Here is a 25,769-nt window from a genome sequence, read left to right on the forward strand (position 1 = left end):
CCACCCGCCGCCCCTGCCTCCACCCTCATGCGAAAGGCTTGTTGACTTGAGTACCGAAGCGTACGTATACGACGCGATCCGCACCCCGCGCGGCCGCGGCAAGGCCAGTGGCGCACTGCACGGCACCAAGCCGATCGACCTGGTCGTCGGTCTGATCCATGAAGTGCGCCGACGCTTCCCCGGCCTGGACCCGGCCGCCGTCGACGACATCGTGCTCGGCGTCGTCGGACCGGTCGGCGACCAGGGCTCCGACATCGCCCGGATCGCGGCGATCGCCGCGGGGCTGCCCGACACCGTGGCCGGCGTCCAGGAGAACCGCTTCTGTGCCTCGGGTCTGGAGGCTGTCAACATGGCCGCCGCCAAGGTGCGTTCCGGCTGGGAGGACCTGGTCCTGGCAGGCGGCGTCGAATCCATGTCCCGGGTCCCGATGGCCTCCGACGGCGGCGCCTGGTTCGCCGACCCGATGACCAACTTCGACACCGGCTTCGTCCCCCAGGGCATCGGCGCCGACCTGATCGCCACGATCGAGGGCTACACCCGCCGGGATGTCGACGAGTTCGCCGCGCTCTCCCAGGAGCGCGCCGCCGAGGCCTGGAAGGACGGCCGCTTCGACCGCTCCGTCGTCCCGGTGCGCGACCGCAACGGCCTGGTCGTCCTCGACCACGACGAGCACATGCGTCCCGGCACCACCGCCGACTCCCTGGCCGGCCTCAAGCCGTCCTTCGCCACCATCGGTGACGCCGGCGGCTTCGACGCGGTAGCCCTGCAGAAGTACCACTGGGTCGAGAAGATCGACCACGTCCACCACGCGGGCAACTCCTCCGGCATCGTGGACGGCGCGGCGCTCGTCGCCATCGGCTCCAAGGAGGTCGGCGAGCGCTACGGCCTGACCCCCCGGGCCCGTATTCTCTCCGCCGCGGTCTCCGGCTCCGAGCCGACGATCATGCTCACCGGCCCCGCGCCCGCCAGCCGCAAGGCCCTCGCCAAGGCCGGGCTGACCATCGACGACATCGACCTGGTCGAGATCAACGAGGCCTTCGCCGCCGTCGTGCTGCGCTTCGTCAAGGACATGGGCCTGAGCCTGGACAAGGTCAATGTCAACGGCGGCGCCATCGCCCTGGGACACCCCCTCGGTGCCACCGGCGCGATGATCCTCGGCACCCTGATCGACGAGCTGGAGCGGCAGGACAAGCGCTACGGCCTGGCCACCCTCTGCGTCGGCGGCGGTATGGGCATCGCCACCGTCATCGAGCGCCTCTGACCCTCGTCCCACCCACTACGGAGTACGCACCATGAGTGAATCCGCTGCTGTGTCGACCATTCGCTGGGAACAGGACGAGACCGGCATCGTCACCCTGGTCCTGGACGACCCGGACCAGTCCGCCAACACCATGAACAACGCCTTCAAAACCTCCCTCACCGCGGTCGCCGACCGCCTGGAGGCCGAGAAGGACAGCATCCGCGGCATCATCTTCACCTCCGCCAAGAAGACCTTCTTCGCCGGCGGCGATCTGCGCGACCTGATCGCCGTCACTCCCGACACGGCCCAGCAGGCCTTCGAGTCGGGCAACGGCATCAAGCGCGACCTGCGCCGTATCGAGACCCTCGGCAAGCCCGTCGTCGCCGCGATCAACGGCGCGGCGCTGGGCGGCGGTTACGAGATCGCACTCGCCTGCCACCACCGCATCGCGCTCGACACCCCCGCCACCAAGATCGGCCTGCCCGAGGTCACCCTCGGCCTGCTGCCCGCCGCCGGCGGCGTCACCCGGACGGTCCGGCTGCTCGGGATCGCCGACGCGCTGCTGAAGGTGCTGCTCCAGGGCACCCAGTACAACGCCCCCCGTGCCCAGGACGCCGGGCTGATCCACGAGGTCGCGGCCACGCCCGAGGAACTGCTGGCCAAGGCCCGTACCTTCATCGACGAGCACCCCGAGTCCCAGCAGCCCTGGGACGTCAAGGGCTACCGCATCCCCGGCGGCACCCCCGCCCAGCCGAAGTTCGCGGCCAACCTCCCGGCGTTCCCCGCCAACCTCAAGAAGCAGCTGAACGGCGCGCCCTACCCCGCCCCGCGCAACATCCTCGCCGCGGCGGTGGAGGGCTCCCAGGTCGACTTCGAGACCGCGCAGACCATCGAGGCGCGCTACTTCGTCGAGCTGGTGACCGGCCAGATCTCCAAGAACATGATCCAGGCGTTCTTCTTCGACCTGCAGGCCGTCAATTCCGGCGCCAACCGGCCCAAGGACATCGCGCCCCGCAAGGTCGAGAAGGTCGCGGTCCTCGGCGCCGGCATGATGGGCGCGGGCATCGCCTACTCCTGTGCCAGGGCCGGGATGCAGGTCGTCCTCAAGGACGTCACCCCGGAGGCGGCGCAGAAGGGCAAGGCGTACGCGGAGGGGCTGCTCGCCAAGGCGCTTTCCCGGGGCCGTACGACCGAGCAGAAGCGCGATGAGCTGCTGGCGCGCATCACGCCCACCGCCGAGCCGGCGGACCTCGCGGGCTGTGACGCCGTCATCGAGGCGGTCTTCGAGGACGTCGCGCTCAAGCACAAGGTGTTCAAGGAGATCCAGCACATCGTCGCTCCCGACGCGCTGCTGTGCTCCAACACCTCCACCCTGCCCATCACGCTGCTGGCCGAAGGCGTCGAGCGCGACCAGGACTTCATCGGACTGCACTTCTTCTCGCCGGTCGACAAGATGCCGCTGGTGGAGATCATCAAGGGGGAGCGGACCGGCGACGAGGCCCTGGCCCGCGCCTTCGACCTGGTACGCCAGATCAAGAAGACCCCGATCGTCGTCAACGACTCGCGCGGCTTCTTCACCTCGCGCGTCATCGGCCACTTCATCAACGAAGGCGTGGCGATGATCGGCGAGGGCCTCGACCCGGTCTCCGTCGAGCAGGCCGCGGCCCAGGCCGGCTACCCGGCCAAGGTGCTGTCCCTGATGGACGAGCTGACCCTCACCCTGCCGCGCAAGATCCGCGAGGAGACCAAGCGGGCGGTCGAGGAGACCGGCGGCAGCTGGCAGCCGCACCCGGCCGACGCGGTGATCGACCGGATGGTCGACGAGTTCGGCCGCCCCGGCCGCAGCGGCGGCGCCGGCTTCTACGAGTACGGGGACGACGGCAAGCGCGCCGGCCTGTGGCCCGGCCTGCGCGAGCACTTCACCAAGAAGGACACCACCGTCCCGTTCCTCGACATGCAGGAGCGGATGCTCTTCTCCGAGGCGCTGGACACCGTCCGCTGCTTCGAGGAGGGCGTGCTCACCTCCGTCGCCGACGCCAACATCGGCTCCATCTTCGGGATCGGCTTCCCGGGTTGGACCGGCGGCGTGATCCAGTACATCAACGGCTACCAGGGTGGGCCGGGGCGGGAGGAACTCGTCGGCCTGCCCGGTTTCGTGGCCCGCGCCCGCGAGCTGCAGGCGGCCTACGGAGACCGGTTCGCGCCGTCCGCGCTGCTGGTCGAAAAGGCCGAGAAGGGCGAGAAGTTCAGCGACTGACAGGCCACGGACCGACCGGTCATGGACTGACAGGTCTTGGACCGACAGGTCAGGGACCGACAGGTCAGGGACCGACCGGTCGGGCACCGACCGGTCCGGGGGCGGGCCCCGGCGGCCCGCCCCTCACCCCTGCGAGGTGCGGCCGCCCGGGCCCTGGCCGCCCTCCTTGCCGAACGACTCCCGCAGCTCCTGCTTCATCGACCGCTGGAAGGCGGTGACCAGGGCCTGCACCACCATCGGCTGCATATGGGCCGAGAGCGACTTCATCCGCGCCAGCTCCTCCTCGTCCGGCCCGCCGTCCCGGTACGGCTCCCACACCTCGTCCTTGAAGAGCCGGCTGAGCTCCCGGGCCGCCGAGCGGGTGTGCTCGATGACGACGGTGCGCGCCGCGATGATGGTCTCCAGCGCGATCGGGACGTCCAGCAGCCGGGCACCCAGGTGCAGCAGCCCCGGGTCGACCCGGAAGACCTGCGGGTCATCGGTCCGTACGAGCACGCTCATGGCCGCCAGCCGGTCCAGATCCTCCTCGGTCAGCGCCCGGCCGACCCGCCGCTCCAACCGGCCCCGGGTGGCGTCCTCCGCCTTGTCCGGAACCCAACTCGCCACCAGCGCCCGGTGGATGGCCAGATCCTGGGCGCTCAGATCCGGCGGCAGCTGCTCCAGATAGCGTTCGATGGCGGAGAGCGTCAGACCCTGGTGCTGGAGTTCCTCGATGAGCGCGAGCCGTGAGAGGTGGTCGGGTCCGTAGCGGCCGACCCGGCGCGGACCGATCTCCGGCGGCGGCAGCAGGCCGCGTGTGCTGTAGAAGCGGATCGTGCGGACGGTGACGCCGGCGCGGGCGGCCAGTTCGTCGACCGTCAAGCCGGTGGCTGACTCCATCATGTTCATCAGTATTGCTGTCTCACCACTCCTGTAAAACCCTCGGAACCCTTCTGCCCCACCTTCTCTGCCCCTCCTCTCTGCCCCCTTTGCCGCCCGGCGCGGCGGCCGGGCCCCGGTGCGGACGGCAGGCATGAGCCCTGCGGGGCGCCGGCCGGGCGGGGTGGCGCAGGCGGGACGGCGCCGCATCTGGACGGCGGCATCGCGGGGCCGCTGCGGGAGCCGGCCGGGCATCCGAGGGTGCGCGCGGATGCCGAGTGCATCGTCACGGAGCTGAGCTGATCGACACGGAGCTGAGCGGACCGTCGCGGAGATCGCGCGGACCGTCGCGAAACCCAACACGCGCCTCAGTCAGACCGAACAGGACAAGAAATTCTGGTTGCCGGGCGAGAGAGGGGGCCCGGAATCGGGTGAACTGGCACCTCCCTTGAAACTGTTCCGTCGGTTAATTCATGACAAATAAGGACAAATCTTGGATGGCCTATACACGATGTGATCTTGCCCACAGACGGGGGAGCGCTCTTCGGGGAAGGTGTGCCGTCGGCCGTCCGCGCGATCCGCGGGATCGGCAATCGCTCAAGCGCCTCCCCGAAAGCGAGATGCACCACCAGTGAGCACAGAAACCGTCACCGAGACAGCCGGCAGGTCACCTGACGGGGGGAGCGGCGCACAGCAGGATGCGGGCGACGCGGGCTACAGCAAGGGCCTCAAGGGCCGGCATATCAACATGATCGCCATCGGTGGAGCGATCGGCACCGGCCTGTTCCTGGGTGCCGGTGGCCGACTGCACTCCGCCGGACCCGCGCTGGCGATTGCTTATGCGGTGTGTGGCCTCTTCGCCTTCTTCGTGGTACGGGCCCTGGGTGAGCTGGTGCTGCACCGTCCGTCGTCGGGTTCGTTCGTCTCCTATGCCCGCGAGTTCCTGGGGGAGAAGGGCGCCTACGTCGCCGGCTGGATGTATGTCGTCAACTGGTCGACGACCGGTATCGCCGACATCACCGCGATCGCTCTCTACACCCACTACTGGAGCATGTTCACCGACATCCCGCAGTGGGTCATGGCGATGATCGCGCTGGCGGTCGTCCTGACGGTGAACCTGATCTCGGTGAAGATCTTCGGTGAGCTGGAGTTCTGGTTCGCGATCATCAAGGTCGCGGCGCTGGTCGTCTTCATGTTCATCGGCATCTTCCTGCTGGCCACCCAGCACCCGGTCGACGGGCACACGCCAGGCATGAGCCTGCTCACCGACCACGGCGGCCTCTTCCCGACCGGCCTGCTGCCGGTGGTGATCGTGCTCCAGGGCGTGGTCTTCGCCTACTCCGCCGTGGAACTGGTCGGTGTGACCGCCGGTGAGACCGGTGAGCCGGAGAAGGTCGTGCCGAAGGCCGTCAACTCCATCATGTGGCGGGTGGGCGTCTTCTACGTCGGATCGGTGATCCTGCTGGCCATGCTGCTGCCGTGGAACAAGTACACCGGCGGCGAGAGCCCCTTCGTCACGGTGCTGTCCAACGTCGGTGTGCCGGCGGCGGGCGATGTGATGAACCTCGTGGTGCTGACCGCGGCGATGTCCAGCCTGAACTCCGGGCTCTACTCGACCGGCCGCATTCTGCGCTCCATGTCGATGGCGGGCTCCGCGCCCAAGTTCGCCGGCCTGATGAACCGCAACCAGGTGCCGTACGGCGGCATCATGCTCACCGCCGCGGTGTGTGTGCTGGGTGTCGGGCTCAACTACGTCGTGCCGGGTGAGGCGTTCGAGATCGTGCTGAACATCGCGGCGCTGGGCATCATCAGCACCTGGTGCACGATCATGGTCTGCCACATGGTGTTCGTGCGGCGGTCGAAGGAGGGCCTGGTCGAGCGCCCGCGCTTCCGGCTTCCGGGCACGCCGATCACCGATATCGTCACCATCGCCTTCCTGCTCGGCGTCATCGTCCTGATGTGGTTCGACGACGGTGTCGGCCGGCAGACCGTGCTGATGATCCCGGTCCTCGCCGTCGCGCTGGTCGTCGGCTGGTTCGCGGTCCGCGGCCGGGTGAGCCGGATCGCTGCGGAACGCGAGCTGTCGAAGTAGTCGCGCAGTAGCGCACGCCTGCGGAATCAAGGGCGGTCGCGGAGGCCGGGAGGCGTCCGCGACCGCCCTTTCGCCTTGGTGGACAGCGGCCGGAGACGGGTCCTTGCGGTCCGGTCCTCGGCCCGGTCCTGCCGGCTCCGGTCGATTGTCAGTGGCCGCCTTTACCGTGGAGACATGACTGAGAACACGGGGATCTCATACGTCAAGGGGGACGCCACAGCGCCGCACGGCAAGGGCGTCAAGGTGATCGTGCATCTCTGCAACGACCTGGGCGGCTGGGGCAAGGGCTTTGTGCTTGCGCTCTCCCGGCGTTGGCCCGAGCCGGAGGCCGCCTACCGACGGTGGCACCGCGAGCGTGCGCGGAACGACTTCGGGCTGGGTGCGGTCCAGTTCGTCCAGGTCACCGACCAGCTCTGGGTGGCCAACGTCGTCGGGCAGCAAGGGATCCTCTCCCCGGCTCCCGCCTTCCTTCGAGCAGGAGAGACGCCCGCGGGGGGCGTGGGCGGCAAGGGTGCCCCCGTGCGGTACGAGGCCATTGGCGCCGGGCTCGGCCGGGTCGCGGACCGGGCCCGGGAACTCGGGGCGTCGGTCCATATGCCGCGGATCGGCTGCGGCCTGGCGGGAGGAAAGTGGTCCCGGGTGGTGCCGCTGATATCCGAGCAGCTCACCCGGCGCGGCATACCGGTGACGGTCTACGACCTCTGAACTCCCCGCCCGTTGCCCGCAGTACGGCCGCGGCTCAGCCGCCGATCAGCGGATAGCGGCAGACCGGGAACTGACGGGGTTCGTCGGTCACAGGTACTTCGTGCGCGAGCATGCAACGGCCGGCGCCCCCTCTGACGCTGCTGGCCTGGCAGCCACGGCGTGCCCCTGCCGAGCGCATGGCGATGGGGCGCTGACTGCGAGCGTATGGCGATGGGGGCACCGACTGCCGGAGTCAGAGGCAGGGCTGCGGGGCAGTGGGAACCGTGCCGCAGGTGGTGTGCACGGCGGCCAGGGCGGTGACGATGCTCTGGGTCCACGACAGCATGGTCCGTTCCCGCGTTGCCGGATCGTCGCAGGCCGGGTGGCCGAAGGCGCCGCAAGGGCTTTGTTGGGCGAGGAGGAAGGCGATCGCGTCACGGGTGATGCGGTGCTGTGCCCGACCGGCGCGAGTCCAGTCCCGGACGAGGGCGGCAATGTGCCCCAGGCGGTAGTTCTTCCAGGCATGGGGCAGGCCGGCGGCTGCCGTCCTGGGCGCTGAGTGGAGTGTGTCGGCGCCTTCGTTCCCCAGCGCGGCCGCACACCCGGGGGAGATCAGGCCCAGATCGACGAGGCGTTGGACGTTGCACGCCGCCTGCGGCGGAACCTCCTCCAGGAGTTCGACGGCAGCGGCGGCGGACTTGAGGAAGGCGTCCAGTGATGCGCAGGTGATCTCGTGAGTCCGCAGACCGAACGCGAACTCGCCCACGACCTCCATCCCGTGTCCCTGCCACACGTCCACGTCCGCGTGCGCGAGACGTTCGGAGAAATCCAGGAGCAGGGGACGGGCGAGCTCGGGTTCACCCAAGGCCTCGGCTGCATGCGCGACAGCCGCCGCGGCCGGCAGGTACGTGACAGGGTCATGGCGCCGGGTCGTGTCGGCCAGCCACAGCACTGCCCGCCGCAGCGGCTCCTCCACGGTCAGGTGGGGCTTCGCTGCGGACGGCCGATGCCTCCGCATCACCCTGGGGCTGCGCTCCAGGAGCGCGGCCAGGGCGGCGACGATGGTGGTGTGGTAGCCGGTGGCCCAGTGTCCGTACGCGTCGTCCCCGTGGGCCAGTTCGGGGTGGACCACACCGGGCGGTCCGTTGACCCGTCCATCGGCCTCTTGTGCCGCCGCGAGGAACTCCCATGCCCGGCGGGCTTCCTGGGAGTCCCGCACGCCGAGGCACAGCAGACAGCACAGAAGCTCCCCCACCAGGTCGGCATTCTCCTGGCCGAGGGTGAGAACGAGCAGAGCTTCGAGCAGCTCCACCGCCGCGCCCGGGTCGAAGTCTCGTGGCCAGCGGGGCTCGCGGAGGCCGAAGTCCGTGGCGTAGAAGATCGTGTGGGTGATGGCGTAGATGTCGCGGTCGGTGAGCTTGGCGACATTCGGGCCGTTGCACAGCAGGGTGAACGGCAGGACGTCGTCCACGGTCGGCAGCGTGTGGTAGACGCCGCACAGCTCCAGGGTGTGCAGCAGATCGAGCTGCCGGTACGGGATCCGCTCGAAGACCGCCGCGTACCCTCCGGCCGCGGCCTGCGTGATGACGTGCCGGAACTCCGGGTCCTCGCGTCCACAGAGCCGGAGTGCCGCATAGGTCCCCGCGTACAATAGGAGGGCCGCTTCGTCCCGGGCGATCAGCTCCCGGTAGGAGGGGCGGGCCGTGATCGCCTCGACCTGATCGAGGAGGGCCGCGTAGTCACCGTCCAGCGGCTCCGGGTCGAGGCGCGCCCGCAGCCCCACGAGGAAGGCGGTTTCGATGAGCGCCTTGCGGGCGAACAACACCCGGTCCGGGGCGGCTTCGGCCGGATCGATCAGCTGGTGGCGCGCAGCGAGCCAGGCGACTGCCCGGGTCTCCACCGCGCGCCTTTGTGACATGCCGTCACCGGGTTGCGTCGTGTCCATCGGATGCCTCCCGGCGATCGGTGCAGTCAACGGTCAGTTGCGCGCAGCGGAGTCGTCGGGCTCGGCGACCTGGTTGGCGACCACCAGGACGTAGCGCTCCCAGGCGAGCACGTAGCCGGCCACGTCGTCGATTTGGCTGACCTGGTCGACGACTCGCTCCAGCGGAACGCTGAGGTCGACGAGTCCGCTCGTCCTCAGGAAGTCGAGTGCCTTGCGGGCGTCAATCGGAGGGGGAGGGCAGGACATGAGTTGCTCCTTTTGGGTGGTTCGGACAGATGTCGCGAGTGTCGCGTTCCGTGACGTCCTTGTCACTATCTGCGCCCGGAAAGGGAAAGCGGTGATGTCATCGACCCAGCTCATGGGGTTTATCTCAAGGCAAAATCACCCTTACGGGCTAATTTCGCTTATGGGGGTGCAGTGGCTGCCGTGTGGCATGCGGCGGGATGCCGGGCGGAGATGTATATTCCGGCCGCCTCGCCCTGCCTGCCCTGTCTTGGCCTGTCCTGACTCGCCCCGCCCCGCCTTGGCCTGTCCTGCCCTGGCTCGCGCCGCGCCGCGCCGCGCCGCACCACACCGCGCCGCCCCCGCACCGAAGCGCCCTCCCGTCCTCCCGCCGTCGCGATGTCGCCACCGTCGCCGAGCGGGACGGAAGGGTCCATCGAGGCCCGGCGGTCGTCTTACCGGTGGTGGATCTGCTTCGTAGAGGGGCACGCCGTCGGAGTGGGGGCGATCTCCCTGCGGTGGCTCAGTGGTCTGCTTCCGGTGTGTGCATCCCTGGGACTGGGAGCAACTCGGGTGCGCGCAGCCCTCGTTCGTTACCGGCCCGGCCCGGCCCGGCCCGGCCCGGCCCGGCCCGACCAGGCGGGTCCACGCGGCAAAGGCGTTGAGGGGCCGCGCCCGACCGGGCACACCCCCCGCATCCGTCGGCGACCGGACTCGCCGTATCATGATTAATGACATGAATACGGTAGAAAATTATCCAAAACCCCCGCCGGTCGGAGGTGTGCTCTGGTCGTTGGCCGGTGACATCCGCATGCTGCTGACCCTGCCGGCCGCGCTGACCATGCAGGTTGCACACCCGGCAGTGGGCGCCGGAGTGGATGACCACTCCGCGTTCCGTACGGACCCGTGGGGGCGAGGGGAGCGGTCGCTGACCTCGTTGCAGCTGTGGGTGTACGGGGGTGACGGCGCGGCCGCGGAGGGGCGCCGGCTGCGGCAACTGCACAAGACGATTCAGGGGACCGACGCCCACGGCCGCAAGTACCACGCGCTCACCCCGGCGTACTACGCCTGGGTGCACGCCACCGGCTACCCCGTCTTCCGGAACGCGCAGCGCTATCTCGGCCGCCCCTTCACCGAGGCGCAGGAGCGGCAGCTGTATGCGGAGTGGCTCCAGGTCGGGCGGATCCTGGGCATCCGCGACCGCGATATGCCGCAGACCGTCGAGGAGTTCTGGCCGTACTACCACAAGGTTCTCGACAATGAACTCGAAGAGACCGTCGTGGTAAGGGAGTTGGTGGCCAGTGACCCGGCGTTGCCGGTCCCGGACCGCGGTCCGCGGTGGTTGCGGCTGCTCCTCCGGCCGACCTGGCCGTGGCTGTGCCCGCGGTTCGCCCGCTTCCGGCGCTTCCTCACGATCGGCTTGATGCCGCCGGAGGCCCGGTGCGCCATCGGACTGGAATGGACGGACGCGCAGGAGCGCCGGCTGCGCCGCTTCGGGCGGGTCGTCCGCGCCGTGGTCCCGGTGCTTCCGGAGCGACTGCGCTTCCTGCCGGTCGCACGCCGGGCCCGGCAGGCGGCGCGCGGAGAGGCGGCGCGCGGGTAGGCGGCACGAAGCCGGCCGGTGCCGGGGGCGATCACCCCCGGCACCGGCCGGATCGCTGCCACGGGCGCCGGAGCGGGTGCCCGCGTGCCGCGTCAGTGGGCCGCGTCAGGGTGTCGCGTCAGTGCCGGTGCACGTCGTGCGTGGCCGCGATCTGCTTCCACGACTTGGGCTCGGCGACCGGCGCCCGCCCCGCGCCGAACGCCTGCTTGCCCGCACCCACCGCGGGCCTGGACGGCTGGAACAGCCAGGTGTCGAAGAACCCGGCAAGCTTCTTGCCGGACTTCTTCTCGGCGAACTTCACGAAGTCGGCCACCGAGGCGTTGCCGTACCTGTGCTCCGTCGGCCAGGACTTGAGGAGCCCGAAGAAGGCCTTGTCGCCGACCTTGTTGCGGAGCGCCTGGAGGGCCAGCGCGCCACGGTCGTAGACGGCGTCGTCGAACTGGTTCTCCGCGCCCGGGTTGCCCGGCTTGACCTTCCAGAACGGATCATCGGCCGGGTGCTGGGCGTAGACGTAGTCCGCGAGTTCCTGAGCGGTGCCCTCGCCCTCCTTCTCCGACCACAGCCATTGGCTGTACGCGGCGAAGCCCTCGTTGATCCAGATGTCCTTCCAGTCCTTGAGCGAGACGCTGTCGCCGTACCACTGGTGGGCCAGCTCGTGCACCACCACGGAGACGTTCGTACCGCGCTCGAAGGCCTTCTCGCCGTAGAACGGGCGGGTCTGGGTCTCCAGCGCGTAGTGGGCCGGCACATTCGGCACATAGCCGCCCACCGCATTGAAGGGGTAGGGGCCGAAGACGCTCTCCAGCCACTCGGTGGCCTCGGCGGTGCGCTCGATGCTGGCCCGCGCCGAGCCCGCGTTCGCACCGAGGTCCTTGCTGACCGCGTTGATGACCGGCAGGCCGTTCGCGGTCGTGTCGGTGGTGATGTCGAACTTGCCGACGGCCAGCGTCGTGAGGTACGTCGCCTGCGGCTTGTCCGAGCGCCAGTTGTAGCGCGTCCAGCCCAGCTCGGAGGAGTGCGAGGCCAGTACGCCGTTGCTCAGCGCCTGGGTGCCGTCCGGGACCGCCACCGAGATGTCGTAGGTCGCCTTGTCGGTGGGGTGGTCATTGCTCGGGAACCACCACACGGCGGCGTCCGGCTCCTGGGCGATCACCCCGCCGTCGGGTGTACGGGCCCAGGCGCTGTAGTTGTCGATCTTCAGCTCGGAGGGCTTGCCCGCATAGCGCACCACGACGCTGATCTGCTTGCCCTTCTCCAGCGGTGTGGCCGGGGTGACCTCCAGCTCGTGCTTGCCGGACGTGGCGAAGGAGGCCTTCTTGCCGTTGATCCGGATCTCACTGACCTTGAGGCCGAAGTCCAGGTTGAAGCGCGAGAGGTCCTGGGTGGTCTTGGCGAGCAGCGTCGCCGTGCCCTCCAACAGGTCCGTCTTCGGCTGGTACTTGAGTCGCAGGTCGTAGTGGGAAACGTCGTAGCCGCCGTTTCCGCTCTCGGGGTAGTAGCTGTCGCCCACGCCCGGAGCGCCCGGGGTGAAGCCGGCCGCGGAGGCTGGGATTGCCAGCAGCAGGCTCAGTGCGGCCGCACCCGGGACCAGGAGTCTGTGACGCACGAGTCCTCCAACTCGTAGGGGGATGGCTCTCGTCAGACCCTATGCACGGGGGAGCAGCGGCGTCATGTACATGGCCTTATCTGACACATGACCGACATGAACCCCACCCTCGGCCCCGTCGCCCCGTCGCCCCGTCGCCCCGTCGCCCCGTCGCCCCGTCGCCCCGTCGCCCCGTCGCCCCGTCGCCCGGTCGAATCGGGCCGGCGGGACTTCCCGTAGGCGCCGCCCCCGGGCCACGCCCTCCGATGCCGCTTCCTCCGCGGTGGCCGTGGCGGCCGAGGGTGCGGGACAGGCCCTTACGCACGGGAGTTGAGCCGCGCTACCGTCCGCCCGTGACGAATCCTGCGCGGATCCTCCGCACCCCCTTCACCACCTCCTTCACCGTGCTCGTGATGGCGGCCGTCGCCGCCCTGCTGTCCGCCCTGATCGGGCCGGCCGCCGTGCAGGCGGCGCCCCGCGAGAGCAGACCCGTCTACTCCTACGACCACGCGATACGCGAATCGGTCTGGGTGGACACACGGCTCGACGGCGACGCGGACGGGAGGACCGACCGCGTCGCCGTCGACATCGTGCGGCCCGCCGAACCCGCACAGCAGGGCCGCCGGATCCCCGTGATCATGGACGCCAGCCCGTACTACTCCTGCTGCGGACGCGGCAACGAGAGCCAGAAGAAGACCTACGACGACCACGGCCGGCCGGTCCAGTTCCCGCTCTACTACGACAACTACTTCGTGCCGCGCGGCTATGCGACCGTCCTCGTCGATCTCGCGGGCACCAACCGCTCGGACGGCTGCATCGATGTCGGCGGCCGCTCCGACATCGGGTCGGCCAAGGCCGTCGTCGACTGGCTCGGCGGCAGAGGCCGCGCCTATACCGCCCGTACGGGAGGAACCCCCGTCACCGCCGACTGGTCCAACGGCAGCACCGGCATGATCGGCAAGAGCTGGGACGCCACCATCGCCAACGGCGTCGCGGCCACCGGCGTCAAGGGGCTGAAGACCATCGTCCCGATCGCCGGTATCTCCTCCTGGTACGACTACTACTTCGCCCAAGGCGCCCCGCTCTACGACTCGGGCCCCGACGCCCTCGCGGATCTGGTCAACAGCCCCGACGCACACAAGCGCTGCGCCGCGATGCAGAAGAAACTCGCCGACGGAGCGCCGCGCAGCGGCGACTGGACCGGGCTGTGGACCGAGCGCGACTATGTGCGGCGCGCGGACAAGGTCCGGGCCAGCGTCTTCATGGTGCACGGTATGCAGGACCTCAATGTCCGTACCCGGCACGCCGGGCAGTGGTGGGACGCGCTCGCCCGGCACGGCGTCGAGCGCAAGGTCTGGCTCTCCCAGACGGGGCACGTCGACCCCTTCGACTACCGCCGCGGGGACTGGGTCACGACCCTGCACCGCTGGTTCGACCACTATCTGATGGGCTACGACAACGGCATCGACCGCGCCCCGATGGCCGATATCGAGCGTTCCCCCGGCACCTGGTCCACCGACCCGCAGTGGCCCGCTCCCGGCACCCGGACCACCACCCTGCGGCCGCGCGGCGGCAGCGCACCAGGCGTCGGCGTGCTGGGCACCGCCAAGGCGCCGCACGGCGCGAGTGCGACCTTCACCGACGACCCGAAACTGAGCGAGGCCGACTGGGCGGCCCGGATCGATGAACCGACGTCCGCCAAGGCCGGATTCAGCACCGCCCCGCTGCGCGCCCCGCTGCGGCTGTCCGGCTCCGGCAGGGTGACGGTGACCGCCACCCCGAGCACCTCGACCGCCCATCTCTCCGCCGTCCTGGTGGATCTGGGCCCCGACACCATCCGCAACTACGCCGCCGATGGCGAGGGCATCACCACCCTCGGCAAGCGCACCTGCTGGGGCGCCGGAACCCCGGGCGACACCGGCTGCTTCAAGGAGACCGCTGCCGACACCCAGAAGGTCGGCTACACCGTCTTCAGCCGCGGCTGGGCCGACCTCGGCACCTACGCCGACCCTCACAAGGGCCGCCCGCTCACCCCGGGCAAGCGCTACACCCTCACCCTGGACCTGGCCGCGAGCGATCACATCGTGCCTGCCGGACACCGGCTCGCGCTCATCGTGGCCGGAACCGACGCCGGCCTGATCGACCCGCCCGCGTCCACACCGAAGCTCACTCTCGACCTGTCCGGCACCTCTGCCCAACTGCCGCTGACCGGCGGTGCCCCGGCCTTCGAGCGGGCCACCACGGGCGCGTCCCGGCACCCGGCCGCCGCCACGCAGCCGCCCGGTATCGCCCCGCCGCGCTCGATCAGCCGGATGCCGGCCGGCGGATGACCGCCCGGGGCCGCCCACCGCGGGCGGCCCCGCCCCGGCCCGCACGTCACCCCCACATCACCCCCACCGCCCACCCAAGGGAGGCACCTTCGTGAGGTCCCGCTCCTGCCGCCTTGTCCTGGGGACGCTGGCCATCGGACTGGCAGCCCCCCTCGGCGCGACCCTGCCGGCCCCTCCCGCCGGCGCAACCGGAACCCCCACACCCCGTACGGGATTCGAAACCAGCCGTGGTGCCCGCTGGACCAGCGGAGCCGAGGAGGAGGAGTTCCTCACCGCGGTCGACCGCGCCTCGGCCCGGGTGCGGATCGACCGGATCGGCAGCACGAAACAGGGTCGCCCGATCCGGCTCGTCAGGATCGGCGCCCCGGCCCCCGAGCGCCCGGCCGACGTCCGCCGCGGCAACTCCGTTCTGCTGGTCTGCTCCCAGCACGGCGACGAACCCGCCGGGCGCGAGGCGTGTCTGACCACCGTCCGCAACCTCGCCTACAGCAAAGCCCCGGCCACCCGGCGGCTCCTGGAGCACACCAACGTGCTGGTGCTCCCCACCGCCAACCCCGACGGCCGGGCCGCGGACACCCGCGGCAACTCCGACGGCGTGGACATCAACCGCGATCACCTGGCCCTGCGCACCGCCGAGGCCCGCGCGATGGCCGCCGTCCTCCGCGACTACCGCCCCGACACCCTCTACGACCTGCACGAGTACGGCCCCACCGCGCCGTATTACCTGAAGGACCTGCTGTCCCTGTGGCCCCGCAACCTCAATACCGCCGACGGGGTGCACCGCGAAGCCACCGCGCTCTCCAGGGACTTCGTCGACCCCGCCGTCCAGCGCGCCGGATTCTCCACCGGCGTCTACGGCATCTGGACCGACCCGGCGACCGGCGACCCCGTCAAGCAGGTCGCGGGCGACGGCCAGGAACGGATTCTGCGCAACACCACCGGCGTGAAGGGCTCGGTCGGACTGCTCGTCGAGGTCCGGGTCGACCCCCTCACCGCCGCCGAGAAGGCCGACCCCGCGCTCAACAACCGGCGTCGGGTGGACTCCCAACTGGTGGCGCTGCACGGTGCGTTCACCTTCGCCGACCGGCACCGCCCACGCATCGAGGCGGCCACCGCCGCCGCCCGACTCGCCGGTTACACCGACCACGGCCCGGTCTACCTCGGCGGTGCGGACAACGAACCCCCCGGCGACGGCGAGATCCTGGCCGACCCGCCCTGCGCCTACCGTCTCGACGCGGCACAGTTCACGCAGGTCAAGGACGAACTGGCGCTGCACGGAGTGCTCTGGAAGCGGGAGGGGGACGGCGCCGTCGTACCGCTGCGCCAGTCGCTGCGGGCACTCGTCCCGCTGCTGTTGGACCAGCGGGCCGGTTATCACCTTACGGTCGCGAAGCCCATGAACGTCTGCCCTCGTGTGGTAGGGGGTAACGGGTAAGGAAAATATGGCCCATTGAAGTCCATGGAAGGTTGACACGTGTCGGACACAGTCAAAGAAACCAGAGACGGGGGTGTCACCCCCTCCCTGGCGGATCTTCCCGAAGACCCGCGGCGGACCGGGCCCCCGCAGACCGACCGTGTGGTCTTCGGTGTGACCGCGCTGCTCACCCTCGCCTTCATCGCCTGGGGAGCGACGTCCACCGAATCCCTCAAGAGCGCCTCGACAGCCATGCTGAACTGGGTGATCGACAACGGCGGTTGGGCGTTCGTGCTCTCCGCCTCCGGCTTTGTGATCTTCGCGATCTGGCTCGCCGTGAGCAAGTACGGCCGGATCACCCTCGGGAAGGAGGGCGAGGACCCCGAATTCCGGACCGTGTCCTGGATCGCGATGATGTTCAGCGCGGGCATGGGCATCGGCCTGATGTTCTACGGCGTCAGTGAGCCACTGGGGCACTTCACCACACCGCCGCCGGGCACCGACCCCAGGGATGCCGCCCAGGCGATGGACACCGCGATGGCGACCACGATGTTCCACTGGACGCTGCACCCGTGGGCCATCTACGCGGTCGTGGGGCTGGCCATCGCCTACAGTTGCTTCCGGCGGGGGAGGCGGCAGACGATAAGCGCGGTGTTCACCCCACTGATCGGGACCCGGCGGGCGAACGGCTGGGGCGGTCAGCTCATCGACATCCTGGCCATCTTCGCCACCCTCTTCGGCTCCGCGGCTTCGCTCGGGCTCGGCGCGCTGCAGATCGGCAGCGGCATCAAGGTGCTCGGCTGGATGGACAGCGTCAGCACCAGCCTGCTGGTCATCATCATCACCGTGCTGACCATCGCCTTCATCCTGTCCGCGGTCTCCGGCATCGCCAAGGGCGTCCAGATGCTGTCCAACATCAATATGGTGCTGGCGCTGATCCTGGCGGTCTTCGTGTTCGTGGTCGGCCCGACCATCCTCATCCTCAACCTGGTGCCGACCTCCCTCGGCTCGTTCATCGGTGAGCTGCCGCAGCTGGCGGGCCGTACGGAGGCCAGCAGCGGCGCCGACGTGGGCAGCTGGCTGCGCAGCTGGACGGTCTTCTACTGGGCGTGGTGGATCTCCTGGACGCCCTTCGTCGGCATGTTCATCGCCCGGATCAGCCGTGGCCGGACGATCCGCCAGTTCATCGGCGGCGTCATCCTCGTACCGAGCGTGGTCAGCCTGGCGTGGTTCGCGGTCTTCGGCGGCTCGGCGATGAAGCTCCAGGCCGACAAGAAGCTCAGCGGGTCGAGCACCCCCGAAGGCCACCTCTTCGACGTGCTGCACCAGTACCCGCTCGCCACGGTCATGAGCATCCTGGTCATGGTCCTGGTCGGCATCTTCTTCGTCTCCGGCGCCGATGCCGCGTCCATCGTCATGGGCACCCTTTCGCAGAAGGGCACCTTCGAGCCCACCCGGCTCGTAGTGATCTTCTGGGGAGTGGTGACCGGCGCGGTGGCCGCGATCATGCTGCTGATCGGCGGCGGCTCGGGCGATGCCCTGACCGGATTGCAGAATCTGACGATTCTGGTCGCGGTGCCGTTCATGGTCGTGATGATCGCCATGTGCTGGGCGCTGATGCGCGATCTGCGCAGCGATCCGCTGATCGTGCGCGGCCAGAAGGGCGAGGAGGCCGTCGAGATGGCCGTCATCGCGGGCCATGAGCGGTACGACGGTGACTTCGAGCTCCGGATCGGGCCGGGCGGCAACGGGAACGGTGACGGCGTCGGGAACGACGACGGCGTCGGGAGCGGTGACGGCGGGGACGGTCACGCCCCCGGGGGCCGGAGCGACGGCCGGCGCGCGAATCCTTGACGGACTGCTCGCCACGGCGGATGCGGCGCTCCGGTGAGCGGTCACCGAGATGGTCCGCAGGGCAGGTTCCGCAGGGCAGGTGAGGGGCCGGCCGGACGTGGTGTCCGGCCGGCCCCTCCGGCGTCCGCGCCCCGGTCGGTGCGGGGCGCGGGGACCCGGATTTGCCCCGGCCCGGGGGCGGTATGCCACAGTGGATGCCCCGGTCGGCCGGGCGCGCGTGTGCGCAGCCGCTGCCGGGATCCCCCTGTACCCAGATGGACGGACTCCGGTCGCGCGCGGGCGTGTCCGGGCCGTTCGCCTCCTCCTTTACTTCCTGAGAGCGATGCAGGCAACGACTCTTCTCCCCCGGACCGCAGACCTGTTCGACCAGGGCCTGGAGCGGCAAGCCGGCGGCGCGCTGCTGCGCTTCGGCGCCGCCCGGCGCCGGCCGGCCGACCGCATCAGCTGGTCGGGCCAGGGCGCTGCCGCCTGGCTCGACGACGCCCGTGGGCATCTGTGGTGCGTCGGCGAACCGGATCCCGCCGCCGGACTCGTGCTGCGTGCCGCACAGGGCCTGCCCGAGCGGGTCCGGGAGTTCACCGGGCCGCGCGGCACCGCCGGCCAGGTCAGGCGGCATCTGCCGGTGACCGACGTCGTGGAGTGGATCTTCCGTTGGACGCTGGAGGAACCGCCCGTGCACCCGGCGGAGGAGCGGGTGGTCACTCTTGACGCCTCACACCACGGGGAACTGCTCGACTTCCTCAACGAGCACAGCCCGGCCCACTCCACCGGCCCCGGCTCCAGCGAGGTGACCCTGTGGACCGGGATCCGCGGCACGGACGGGCAGCTGGTGGCCTGTGGCGCCCTGAGCAGTCTGCGGGACAGCGGCGCTCCGCTGATGGCGTCCGTTGCGACGGACGCCCGCCAGCGCGGTCAGGGGCTCGGCGCGGCCCTGACCTCGTGGCTGACCCGGTACGCCGTACGCCACCACGGCTTCTGCACGCTGTGGCAGCTCGCGGACAACACTCCCGCCGAACGGCTCTACGACCGCCTCGGCTACCGCAACGAGGACCCCTGTGTGTCGGCGCGTATCGCCACCGGCTGACCGGCCGACGGGCTGACCGGCTGACCGGCGGGCCCGTCCGGCTCGGCCTCGCGCGCAGCGCCGGCGGCCTGACGGCGGCCTGACGGCGGCCTGACGGCGGCCTGACGGCGGCCTGACGGCAGCGTGACGCCGAAGGGGCCTGCGTGCGGCCGGATGGCTGCGCGCAGGCCCCTCGGGCGTCCCGGGCCGGGCTACTTCTTGAAGCCGTAGTCCATCAGCTTCTTGGCGTCCGCGGTGCGGTTGACCACCGAGGAGGAGGCCAGGACCGTACCGATGACCGTCTTGCCACCCCGGGTGGCGGCGAAGACCAGGCAGTACTTGGCCTCCGGACCGGAGCCCGTCTTGACGCCGATGGTGCCCGAGTAGCTGCCGAGCAGGGCGTTGGTGTTCTCCCACGACATGTTGCGGTAGCCGCCGCTCTTCGTCGTGACCTTCTGCGTGGTCGACTTCGTCTTCACGACCGTACGGAAGGTGGAGTACTTCATCGCACTGCCGGCCAGCTTGGTCAGGTCGCGCGGCGTCGAGTAGTTCGCGCCCTTCCCGATGCCGTCGAACGAGTCGAAGTGCGTGTTCGTCAGGCCCAGGGACTTGGCGGTGGAGTTCATCTTGCCGATGAACGACTTCACGCGCGCGGCCCGGGTGGAGCCGCTGCCGAACTTGTCGGCCAGCGCGTATGCCGCGTCGCAGCCGGACGGGAGCATCAGCCCGTACAGCAGCTGGCGGACGGTGACCTTGTCGCCGACGATCAGCTTGGCCGAGGAGGCCCAGTTGTTGTCAACGATGTAGTCGCTGTACGCCTTCTGGACCGTGACCTTGGAGTCCAGGTTGAGGTTCGCCTGCGCCAGCACCACCCGAGCCGTCATGATCTTGGTGGTGGAGCCGGTGGACCGGCGGGTGTCTGCGGCCTTGGTGAAGAGGGACTTCCCCGTGCCGTTGTTCATCACGAAGCCGCCCTTGGCGACGATCGTGGGGGCCTTGGGCGTGGCGGCCTGTGCCGGAGCGGTGAACGCCCCGGCGGTCAGGACGGCTCCCGCGGTGACAACCGCCGCGGACGCGCGACGCATGCCCCTTTTGCCGATTTTGCCGTTTTTCAAAATGTATACTCCAAATGCCCCTGAAGTGCGGCGATATGGAAATGCCGCTTGCTCATGAGACGCACAGGACCGGTGAAGGGATGTACGCCCTTGGGCGGCAACTTCATCTCGTCCGGCGCCGATTCACAAGTCCCAGGTGCCCCAGGTGCCCTTCGGGCGGGCAGCCGGCAGGTGTCAGGGGGTCCGGCTCCGTGGCCGGGCCGGGCTCCGCCACCGTCACCGGCCCAGCGGCCCCGCACCCTCCCGGAGGGCCCGTACGCTCCGCAGCACCTCGTCCGCGCATCCCCACGACACGGTCACCCCCGCACCCCCGTGCCCGTAGTTGTGGACGCACGGCGTGCCGTCGGGCAGCCGCTCCACCGCCAGCCGCACCGCCGGGCGGGCCGGCCGCAGCCCTACCTTGTGCGCCCGTATCCGCGCCCCCGCCAGCTCGGGGAAGCGACGCGCACAGCGCGCCACGATGGCCTCCGCCACCGCCGGATCGGGCTCCCGCGACCACACGTTCTCCCGCGCCGTCCCGCCCAGCACCACGCCGTACGGCTGCGGCAGCACATACGTCGTCTCCGCCGAACCCGCGTCGGCGGACACGTACCACTCCTCGATACCGGGGTTGTCCACGATCACCAGCTGTCCCTGGACCGGATGGACGTCCGGATCGGGTACGAGTTCACGCGCGCCCAGCCCCGAGCAGTTCACCACCACGTCGGCGGTCCGGCCGGCCTCCGCAGGCGAGGTGACCTCATGCCGTTCCACGGTGCCGCCCGCGGCCGTCAACCGCCGCTCCAGGTAGCGGAGATGGGCCGGCATGTCCACCAGGGGAGTACGGGCCCGCCACCCGGCCGCATGTCCCTCGGGGAGCTCCTCGGCGCTCGCCCGCCGCAACCCGGGCACCGCGTCGTACCAGGCGGCCAGATCGTCGTCGGGGCGGTCGCCCGGGCACTGCCGTGCGTCGTCCCCGCCGCCGTGCGTCGTGTCCGTCATGGTGCCCGTCACCATCCGGGCGCCCGTCTCCTCCGGCCGCTGTGCGAGCGCGGTGAGCGCATGGAAGGACCGCACGGACCACTGCACCGCCCGCTCGTAGGGCCGGATGCGGTACGGCCAGCACAGCCCGCCGGCCACCGCCGACGTCGTACCGTCCACGGCGTCCCGGCTGACCACCCGCACCCGGTGCCCGTCCTCCGCCAGCGCGATCGCGGACGTCAGCCCGATCACGCCGCCGCCGATCACCGCTACGTCCATGTCACCTGTGTTGATCGCCATGGCGGGACGGTAGCGGGCGGGGAGGAGGCTGACGAGGGTGGGGCGGGCAGGACGGGACACAGCGCGCGCCCGGGAAAAGGCAGGACGTGCAAAGGCAGGACGTGCGAAGGCAGCACGTGTGGGGTGCGTGGTGCGGTGAGCGTCTGGCCGGGTGGAGGGCAGGTGCTTACGGGGGTAAGCCGCCTCCCCGCCGTGCGTTCGTGATCTTGCGGTAACCCCGCGGCAGTGGTCCGGACAATCCCGGACCTTAGGCTGGTAGCAGCACCGTTGGCCGATGTCGCCCCTCGGATCCTGTTTTGCCGTCCGTACGCCGTCGTCTGAGGAGGCTCATGCTCCGCGCCCAGCGCGCCGTGCCCGCCTGGCTGGCCCACCCCTTCCACTGGCAGCGGCTGCCCGTGCCCTGGGCGGCCGTCGCCCGCGGTGCGCTGTGCGCGGGACCGCTGCTGGGCGCGGGCATCGCCACCGGCCACCCGGCACCCGGCGTACTGAGCGGTCTCGGTTCCATGCTGGCGGGGGTCAACGACCGCCCCGGCACCCGGCGCACCGGCATCGTCCATATCGGTCTGCCCGCCCTCGCCTCGGCGTTCGGCATGCTGATCGGCGCCTCGCTGCAGACGACCGGCGCGGGCTGGTGGATCGTTCCGGCGCTGTTCGCCGTCGGCTTTGTCTCCGGCGCGGGCAGCATCGCCGGGCCGGTGCGCTCCAACGCCGGCATGCAGATGCTGGCCACCACCGTCCTGGGTGCCGGGATGCCGCTGCCCGGGGCGCCCTGGGCGAAGGCCCTCTTCGTCCTCGCCGGCTGCCTGTGGCTGCTCCTGCTGCGGCTCGTACTGCGCTCGCCCCGTCCCGCGGGCGGTGCGCTCAGCGGAGAGCGGGCGGCGGTCGCCACGGTCTTCGACGCGCTCGCCGATGCCCTGGGCGCGGCCGGTGGGGCCGGTGCCGAGCCCGCCCGGCGCCGGCTCACCGCCGCGCTGGACCGCGCCGACGAGGCCCTGCGGCTGCGCCGGCTCACCAGCAGCCTGCTGCGCCGTTCCGCCCGTACGGAAGAACTCCTGCTCGCCGAGCGGTTCGCCGCGGCGACCGCGCTGTGCGAGGCCAGCGTGGCGCTGCTGTGGGAGGCCCGGCCGCTGCCGTCCCGCGTGGCACAGGGTCCGCGGCAGTTCGCCGAGGCCTTGCGCACCGGGCGGTCCCCGGGCAGGTTGTCCGCCCCGGAGACCAGCACGGCCGCACGCGGCGCCTTCGACCAGGCGTTGCTGGACGCCGCGGTCGCGTTCGCCCGTCAGGAGCCGCTGCCCCCGGCACCGGAGCCGCCGGCACCGGCCCCCTCCGGCCGTCGCTTGTGGCTGACCGTGCCGGGCACCGTGGCCCGTGCGGCGGTGGCTGCCGCCGGCGGGCGGACACGGCGCGGGCGCAGTCTGTTCGGGCCCGCCGGGCGGGATTACGGCCTGCGGGTCGCCGTCTGCATCGCCGCGAGCGCCGCCGTGGCCCTGCTGCTGCGTCCGGAGCACTGGTACTGGCTCCCGGCGACCACCACCTTCCTCGTCAAACCCGACCTCGGCCCGCTCTTCTCCCGTACGGTCAACCGCTTCGCCGGGACCGTCGCCGGCGTGCTGGTCTTCGCCGGGGCGGGCCTGGTGCTGACCGGTTCGTGGTGGCCCGCGCTGGTGGCGGGTGCGGGTGGCGCGCTACTGCCGTTCGCCACGCGCCACTTCGCGCTCCAGACCGTGGCGATCACGCTCATGGTGCTGTCGTTCGTCTACGCCAGCGGTTCTCAGGAAGCCGCCGCCGAGCGGGTCGTCGACACCTCCATCGCCTGCGGCATCGTGCTCGTCGTCGGGCATCTGCCACGGCTCGCCGACCCGCGCCGCCGGGTCGGCCACCGCGTCACCTCGGCGCTGCACAGCACCGAGGAGTTCCTCCGGCACGTCCTGGAGTCGGCACCGGACGCGGACCCCACCCGGCGGCTGGCGCTGCGCCGTGCCGCCTACCGGTCGCTGGGGGAGGCCAGGGCGGCAGCGGAGACCGCCGCGGCGGAGCTCCTCGCCGCCCGCGACCGCAACCCCGACTGGCTGACCGTCGTCACCGCCGCCGAACGCATCGTGGACGCCGCGACCGCCTGTGCGGTCCGCCTGGACCACGGCGCCCGCCGCCCGAGCGTGGCCGAGGCCGAGCGGCTGTGCCTGGCGCTGTCGGCGATGGCCGACGCCCTGGAGGACCCGCGCCGCCGGCCCGCCGACCGTCTGCCGGGCCCTGATCTGCTGCCGGTTCCGGACTGCGCCACGCTCACGGATGTGGCAGCGGAACTGGAGCACATTCGTGGCTATGCGGGGGCGCCCTGAACCGCGGGACACCGCCGCCCGCCGTCGGGTCGGTGAACGCCGTCGCGTCGGTGAACGTCGCCGTCGGTGAACGCCGTCGTCAGGCCGGTCAAGGTCGCTGGAGTCCCCGGAGGAGCAGTTCGATCAAACGGCGGGGGTCATAGCGGGGGTCGCTGTCGCGTCCGACGCAGAGGTTGCCGATGCCGCGCATCAGCTCGTAGGGCTGCGTGCCGGGCCTGATGTCGCCGGCGTCGACCGCGGCGTCGAGCAGGTGGGCGCAGACGGGCAGCAGGCGGTCGAGGAAATAGGTGTGCAGCGCGGCGAAGCGGTCGCTGTCGGACTGCAGGGCGTCGGCGAGTCCGTGCTTGGTGACCAGGAAATCGACGAAGAGGTCGATCCACTGGCGCAGTGCGTCGAGCGGGGAGTCGGCACCGGCCAGCAGGTTCGGGCCGGCTTCGGCGCAAGCCTCGATCTGGTGGCGGTATACCGCGGTGACGAGATCCGCCCGGGTCGGGAAGTGGCGGTAGATCGTGGCCATCCCGACGCCCGCCCCGGCCGCGATCTGCCGGATCGGCGCGTCGACGCCGGAGGTGACGAACACCTCGGCGGCCGCGGTGAGTACCGTCTGCCGGTTGCGCTGGGCGTCGGCCCGCTTGCTTCGGGCCGGCGGCTCCCCGACGGGGCCATCGGTGGGCATCACGTTCTCCTTCGACACCGCTTGACAAAACGGATCGCTGCTCCGGATATTAAATGGAGCAGTGTTCCGTTTCAGCTTAGCTGACGCGGGGCGCTCTTCACCGCCTTGGCCGTCGCCGCCCGTCTCACCAGACCGGCGGGCGAAGGACCGGGCCCACAGAAGGGGAACCCACACATCGTGAACGCCTCCGCTGACACCGCCACCGCCGGCGTCTTGGGCGCGCCCGTCCCGGTCCTGTCCTTCGGACCGGTGGTGCTGTCCGTACCCGGACGTCCCGTGGACCTGCAGGTACGCGTCTCGGCACCCGCGAGCGGAACGGGACTTCCCGTCATCCTGCTCTCGCACGGCCAGGGCCCCTCGAACAACCTCTCCTCGCTGAACGGCTACGCGCCGCTCGCCAACTTCTGGGCGGCGCACGGGTTCGCCGTCGTCCAGCCCACCCACCTCACCTCCAGGACCCTGAGCCACCTGGTCGCCGACGCCCCCGGCGCACCCTTCTTCTGGCGCTCGCGGGCCGAGGACATGACACACCTCCTCGACCGGCTCGACGTGATCGAAAAGGCCGTGCCGCTACTCGCCGGGCGGATCGACCACACCAAGGTCGCCGTTGCCGGACACTCCTTCGGTGGCTTCACCTCCAGCCTCTTGCTCGGTGCCCGGGTCACCGACCCCGACAACGGGGAGGAAGTGAGCCTCATCGAGCCCCGGATCAAGGCGGGTGTGCTGCTGGCCGCGCCCGGTAGGGGCGACGTCCTCAACGGGCCCATGGCGGACGCGCTGCCCGTCCTGCGGACCATCGACTTCTCCACGATGACCACGCCCGCGCTGGTCGTCGCCGGCGACGAGGACGACTCCCGGCACTTCACGGACATGGGGCCGGACTGGCACGCCGACCCCTACACCCTGAGCCCCGGCCCCAAGTCCCTGCTCACCCTGTTCGGCGCGGGGCACGCACTCGGCGGGATCCCCGGATACGACGCCGCCGAGACCACGGACGAGAGCCCCGAGCGAGTCGCCGCCGTCGGGCGGCTCACCGCCGCCTACCTCCGCACCGAGCTCCACCCCGGCGACCACACCTGGCAGACCGCACGCGAGGCGCCGGCCACCGGCCCCCAGCCGGTCGGACGAGTCGAATCCAAGGACGAGCCGAAGCCCAGCAGGCCGTCCGCATAACTCCTCAACACGGTCGTTCCAGCGGCAGCGAGCTCCCGGCCCGCTGCCGCTGGTTGGCT

At 70.6% G+C, this 25,769-nt stretch carries 18 protein-coding genes; 11 read left to right on the forward strand and 7 right to left on the reverse strand.

The genetic code is table 11. The annotated features are described in order from the left end of the window. The first annotated feature begins 46 nt into the window (after positions 1–46). Positions 47–1,261 (forward strand): acetyl-CoA C-acetyltransferase, encoded by a 1,215-nt coding sequence (locus ACF088_RS12860; protein ID WP_392375727.1) that lies wholly within the window; start codon positions 47–49, stop codon positions 1,259–1,261. Between the two features lie 31 nt (positions 1,262–1,292). Continuing rightward, a complete protein-coding gene (locus ACF088_RS12865) occupies positions 1,293–3,497 on the forward strand; it encodes a 3-hydroxyacyl-CoA dehydrogenase NAD-binding domain-containing protein (RefSeq protein ID WP_392375728.1) in 2,205 nt (734 codons plus the stop codon). A gap of 123 nt (positions 3,498–3,620) precedes the next feature. Here ACF088_RS12865 and ACF088_RS12870 read toward each other — a convergent pair whose 3' ends face one another. Beyond that, positions 3,621–4,379 carry a MerR family transcriptional regulator gene (locus tag ACF088_RS12870; RefSeq protein ID WP_392375729.1) on the reverse strand — a complete coding sequence of 253 codons (759 nt, stop codon included), beginning with the start codon at positions 4,377–4,379 and terminating at the stop codon, positions 3,621–3,623. Between the two features lie 607 nt (positions 4,380–4,986). On the opposite strand from ACF088_RS12870, the gene ACF088_RS12875 reads away from it, so the two are divergent. Beyond that, positions 4,987–6,447 carry an amino acid permease gene (locus ACF088_RS12875; protein WP_392375730.1) on the forward strand — a complete coding sequence of 487 codons (1,461 nt, stop codon included), beginning with the start codon at positions 4,987–4,989 and terminating at the stop codon, positions 6,445–6,447. A gap of 174 nt (positions 6,448–6,621) precedes the next feature. Beyond that, positions 6,622–7,152, forward strand: a complete 531-nt coding sequence (locus ACF088_RS12880; protein ID WP_392375731.1) for a macro domain-containing protein — start codon at positions 6,622–6,624, stop codon at positions 7,150–7,152. A gap of 232 nt (positions 7,153–7,384) precedes the next feature. Here the strand turns inward: ACF088_RS12880 and ACF088_RS12885 are convergent, their stop codons facing one another. After that, positions 7,385–9,076 carry a DUF6895 family protein gene (locus tag ACF088_RS12885; protein ID WP_392375732.1) on the reverse strand — a complete coding sequence of 564 codons (1,692 nt, stop codon included), beginning with the start codon at positions 9,074–9,076 and terminating at the stop codon, positions 7,385–7,387. A gap of 33 nt (positions 9,077–9,109) precedes the next feature. Beyond that, complete coding sequence (locus ACF088_RS12890; RefSeq protein WP_392375733.1) at positions 9,110–9,322, reverse strand: hypothetical protein; 213 nt, start codon at positions 9,320–9,322, stop codon at positions 9,110–9,112. 712 nt (positions 9,323–10,034) lie between these two features. On the opposite strand from ACF088_RS12890, the gene ACF088_RS12895 reads away from it, so the two are divergent. Continuing rightward, on the forward strand, positions 10,035–10,901 hold the full coding sequence (locus tag ACF088_RS12895) for an oxygenase MpaB family protein (protein WP_392375734.1): 867 nt from the start codon (positions 10,035–10,037) through the stop codon (positions 10,899–10,901). A gap of 118 nt (positions 10,902–11,019) precedes the next feature. Here the strand turns inward: ACF088_RS12895 and ACF088_RS12900 are convergent, their stop codons facing one another. Further along, positions 11,020–12,507, reverse strand: coding sequence for a M1 family metallopeptidase (locus ACF088_RS12900; protein ID WP_392375735.1), 1,488 nt, complete (start codon positions 12,505–12,507; stop codon positions 11,020–11,022). 392 nt (positions 12,508–12,899) lie between these two features. On the opposite strand from ACF088_RS12900, the gene ACF088_RS12905 reads away from it, so the two are divergent. The 4 genes from ACF088_RS12905 to ACF088_RS12920 all read left to right on the forward strand — a co-directional run bounded on the left by ACF088_RS12905 (position 12,900) and on the right by ACF088_RS12920 (position 19,168). Continuing rightward, entirely contained in the window at positions 12,900–14,816 is a 1,917-nt protein-coding gene (locus ACF088_RS12905) for a Xaa-Pro dipeptidyl-peptidase (RefSeq protein ID WP_392376003.1), read from the forward strand. A 91-nt stretch (positions 14,817–14,907) separates the two neighbouring features. Continuing rightward, complete coding sequence (locus ACF088_RS12910) at positions 14,908–16,251, forward strand: M14 family metallocarboxypeptidase (RefSeq protein ID WP_392375736.1); 1,344 nt, start codon at positions 14,908–14,910, stop codon at positions 16,249–16,251. 87 nt (positions 16,252–16,338) lie between these two features. Then, positions 16,339–18,084, forward strand: coding sequence for a BCCT family transporter (locus tag ACF088_RS12915; RefSeq protein WP_392376005.1), 1,746 nt, complete (start codon positions 16,339–16,341; stop codon positions 18,082–18,084). A gap of 322 nt (positions 18,085–18,406) precedes the next feature. Then, positions 18,407–19,168, forward strand: coding sequence for a GNAT family N-acetyltransferase (locus tag ACF088_RS12920; protein WP_392375737.1), 762 nt, complete (start codon positions 18,407–18,409; stop codon positions 19,166–19,168). A gap of 191 nt (positions 19,169–19,359) precedes the next feature. Here ACF088_RS12920 and ACF088_RS12925 read toward each other — a convergent pair whose 3' ends face one another. Beyond that, positions 19,360–20,232 (reverse strand): D-alanyl-D-alanine carboxypeptidase family protein, encoded by an 873-nt coding sequence (locus ACF088_RS12925; protein WP_392375739.1) that lies wholly within the window; start codon positions 20,230–20,232, stop codon positions 19,360–19,362. Positions 20,233–20,478: 246 nt separating this feature from the next. Further along, positions 20,479–21,522, reverse strand: a complete 1,044-nt coding sequence (locus ACF088_RS12930) for an FAD-dependent oxidoreductase (protein WP_392375740.1) — start codon at positions 21,520–21,522, stop codon at positions 20,479–20,481. Between the two features lie 329 nt (positions 21,523–21,851). Between ACF088_RS12930 and ACF088_RS12935 the strand changes: the two genes are divergently transcribed. Further along, complete coding sequence (locus ACF088_RS12935) at positions 21,852–23,861, forward strand: FUSC family protein (protein ID WP_392375741.1); 2,010 nt, start codon at positions 21,852–21,854, stop codon at positions 23,859–23,861. Between the two features lie 88 nt (positions 23,862–23,949). On the opposite strand, the gene ACF088_RS12940 is transcribed toward ACF088_RS12935, so the two are convergent. After that, positions 23,950–24,537, reverse strand: a complete 588-nt coding sequence (locus ACF088_RS12940) for a TetR/AcrR family transcriptional regulator (protein WP_392375742.1) — start codon at positions 24,535–24,537, stop codon at positions 23,950–23,952. 177 nt (positions 24,538–24,714) lie between these two features. On the opposite strand from ACF088_RS12940, the gene ACF088_RS12945 reads away from it, so the two are divergent. After that, complete coding sequence (locus tag ACF088_RS12945) at positions 24,715–25,710, forward strand: alpha/beta hydrolase family protein (RefSeq protein WP_392375743.1); 996 nt, start codon at positions 24,715–24,717, stop codon at positions 25,708–25,710. The last annotated feature ends 59 nt before the right edge of the window (positions 25,711–25,769 follow it).

The organism is Streptomyces sp. NPDC015125 (assembly GCF_043080045.1).
Taxonomy (GTDB): domain Bacteria; phylum Actinomycetota; class Actinomycetes; order Streptomycetales; family Streptomycetaceae; genus Streptomyces.

What these genes read in the sequence shown, in the direction of transcription:
- ACF088_RS12890 (WP_392375733.1), bottom strand. Translation starts at nt 9,322, where the DNA reads ATGTCCTGCCCTCCCCCTCCGATTGACGCCCGCAAGGCACTCGACTTC.
- ACF088_RS12940 (WP_392375742.1), bottom strand. Translation starts at nt 24,537, where the DNA reads ATGCCCACCGATGGCCCCGTCGGGGAGCCGCCGGCCCGAAGCAAGCGG.
- ACF088_RS12880 (WP_392375731.1), top strand. Translation starts at nt 6,622, where the DNA reads ATGACTGAGAACACGGGGATCTCATACGTCAAGGGGGACGCCACAGCG.
- ACF088_RS12870 (WP_392375729.1), bottom strand. Translation starts at nt 4,379, where the DNA reads ATGATGGAGTCAGCCACCGGCTTGACGGTCGACGAACTGGCCGCCCGC.
- ACF088_RS12865 (WP_392375728.1), top strand. Translation starts at nt 1,293, where the DNA reads ATGAGTGAATCCGCTGCTGTGTCGACCATTCGCTGGGAACAGGACGAG.
- ACF088_RS12935 (WP_392375741.1), top strand. Translation starts at nt 21,852, where the DNA reads ATGCTCCGCGCCCAGCGCGCCGTGCCCGCCTGGCTGGCCCACCCCTTC.
- ACF088_RS12920 (WP_392375737.1), top strand. Translation starts at nt 18,407, where the DNA reads ATGCAGGCAACGACTCTTCTCCCCCGGACCGCAGACCTGTTCGACCAG.
- ACF088_RS12925 (WP_392375739.1), bottom strand. Translation starts at nt 20,232, where the DNA reads ATGCGTCGCGCGTCCGCGGCGGTTGTCACCGCGGGAGCCGTCCTGACC.
- ACF088_RS12905 (WP_392376003.1), top strand. Translation starts at nt 12,900, where the DNA reads ATGGCGGCCGTCGCCGCCCTGCTGTCCGCCCTGATCGGGCCGGCCGCC.
- ACF088_RS12885 (WP_392375732.1), bottom strand. Translation starts at nt 9,076, where the DNA reads ATGGACACGACGCAACCCGGTGACGGCATGTCACAAAGGCGCGCGGTG.
- ACF088_RS12895 (WP_392375734.1), top strand. Translation starts at nt 10,035, where the DNA reads ATGAATACGGTAGAAAATTATCCAAAACCCCCGCCGGTCGGAGGTGTG.
- ACF088_RS12930 (WP_392375740.1), bottom strand. Translation starts at nt 21,522, where the DNA reads ATGGCGATCAACACAGGTGACATGGACGTAGCGGTGATCGGCGGCGGC.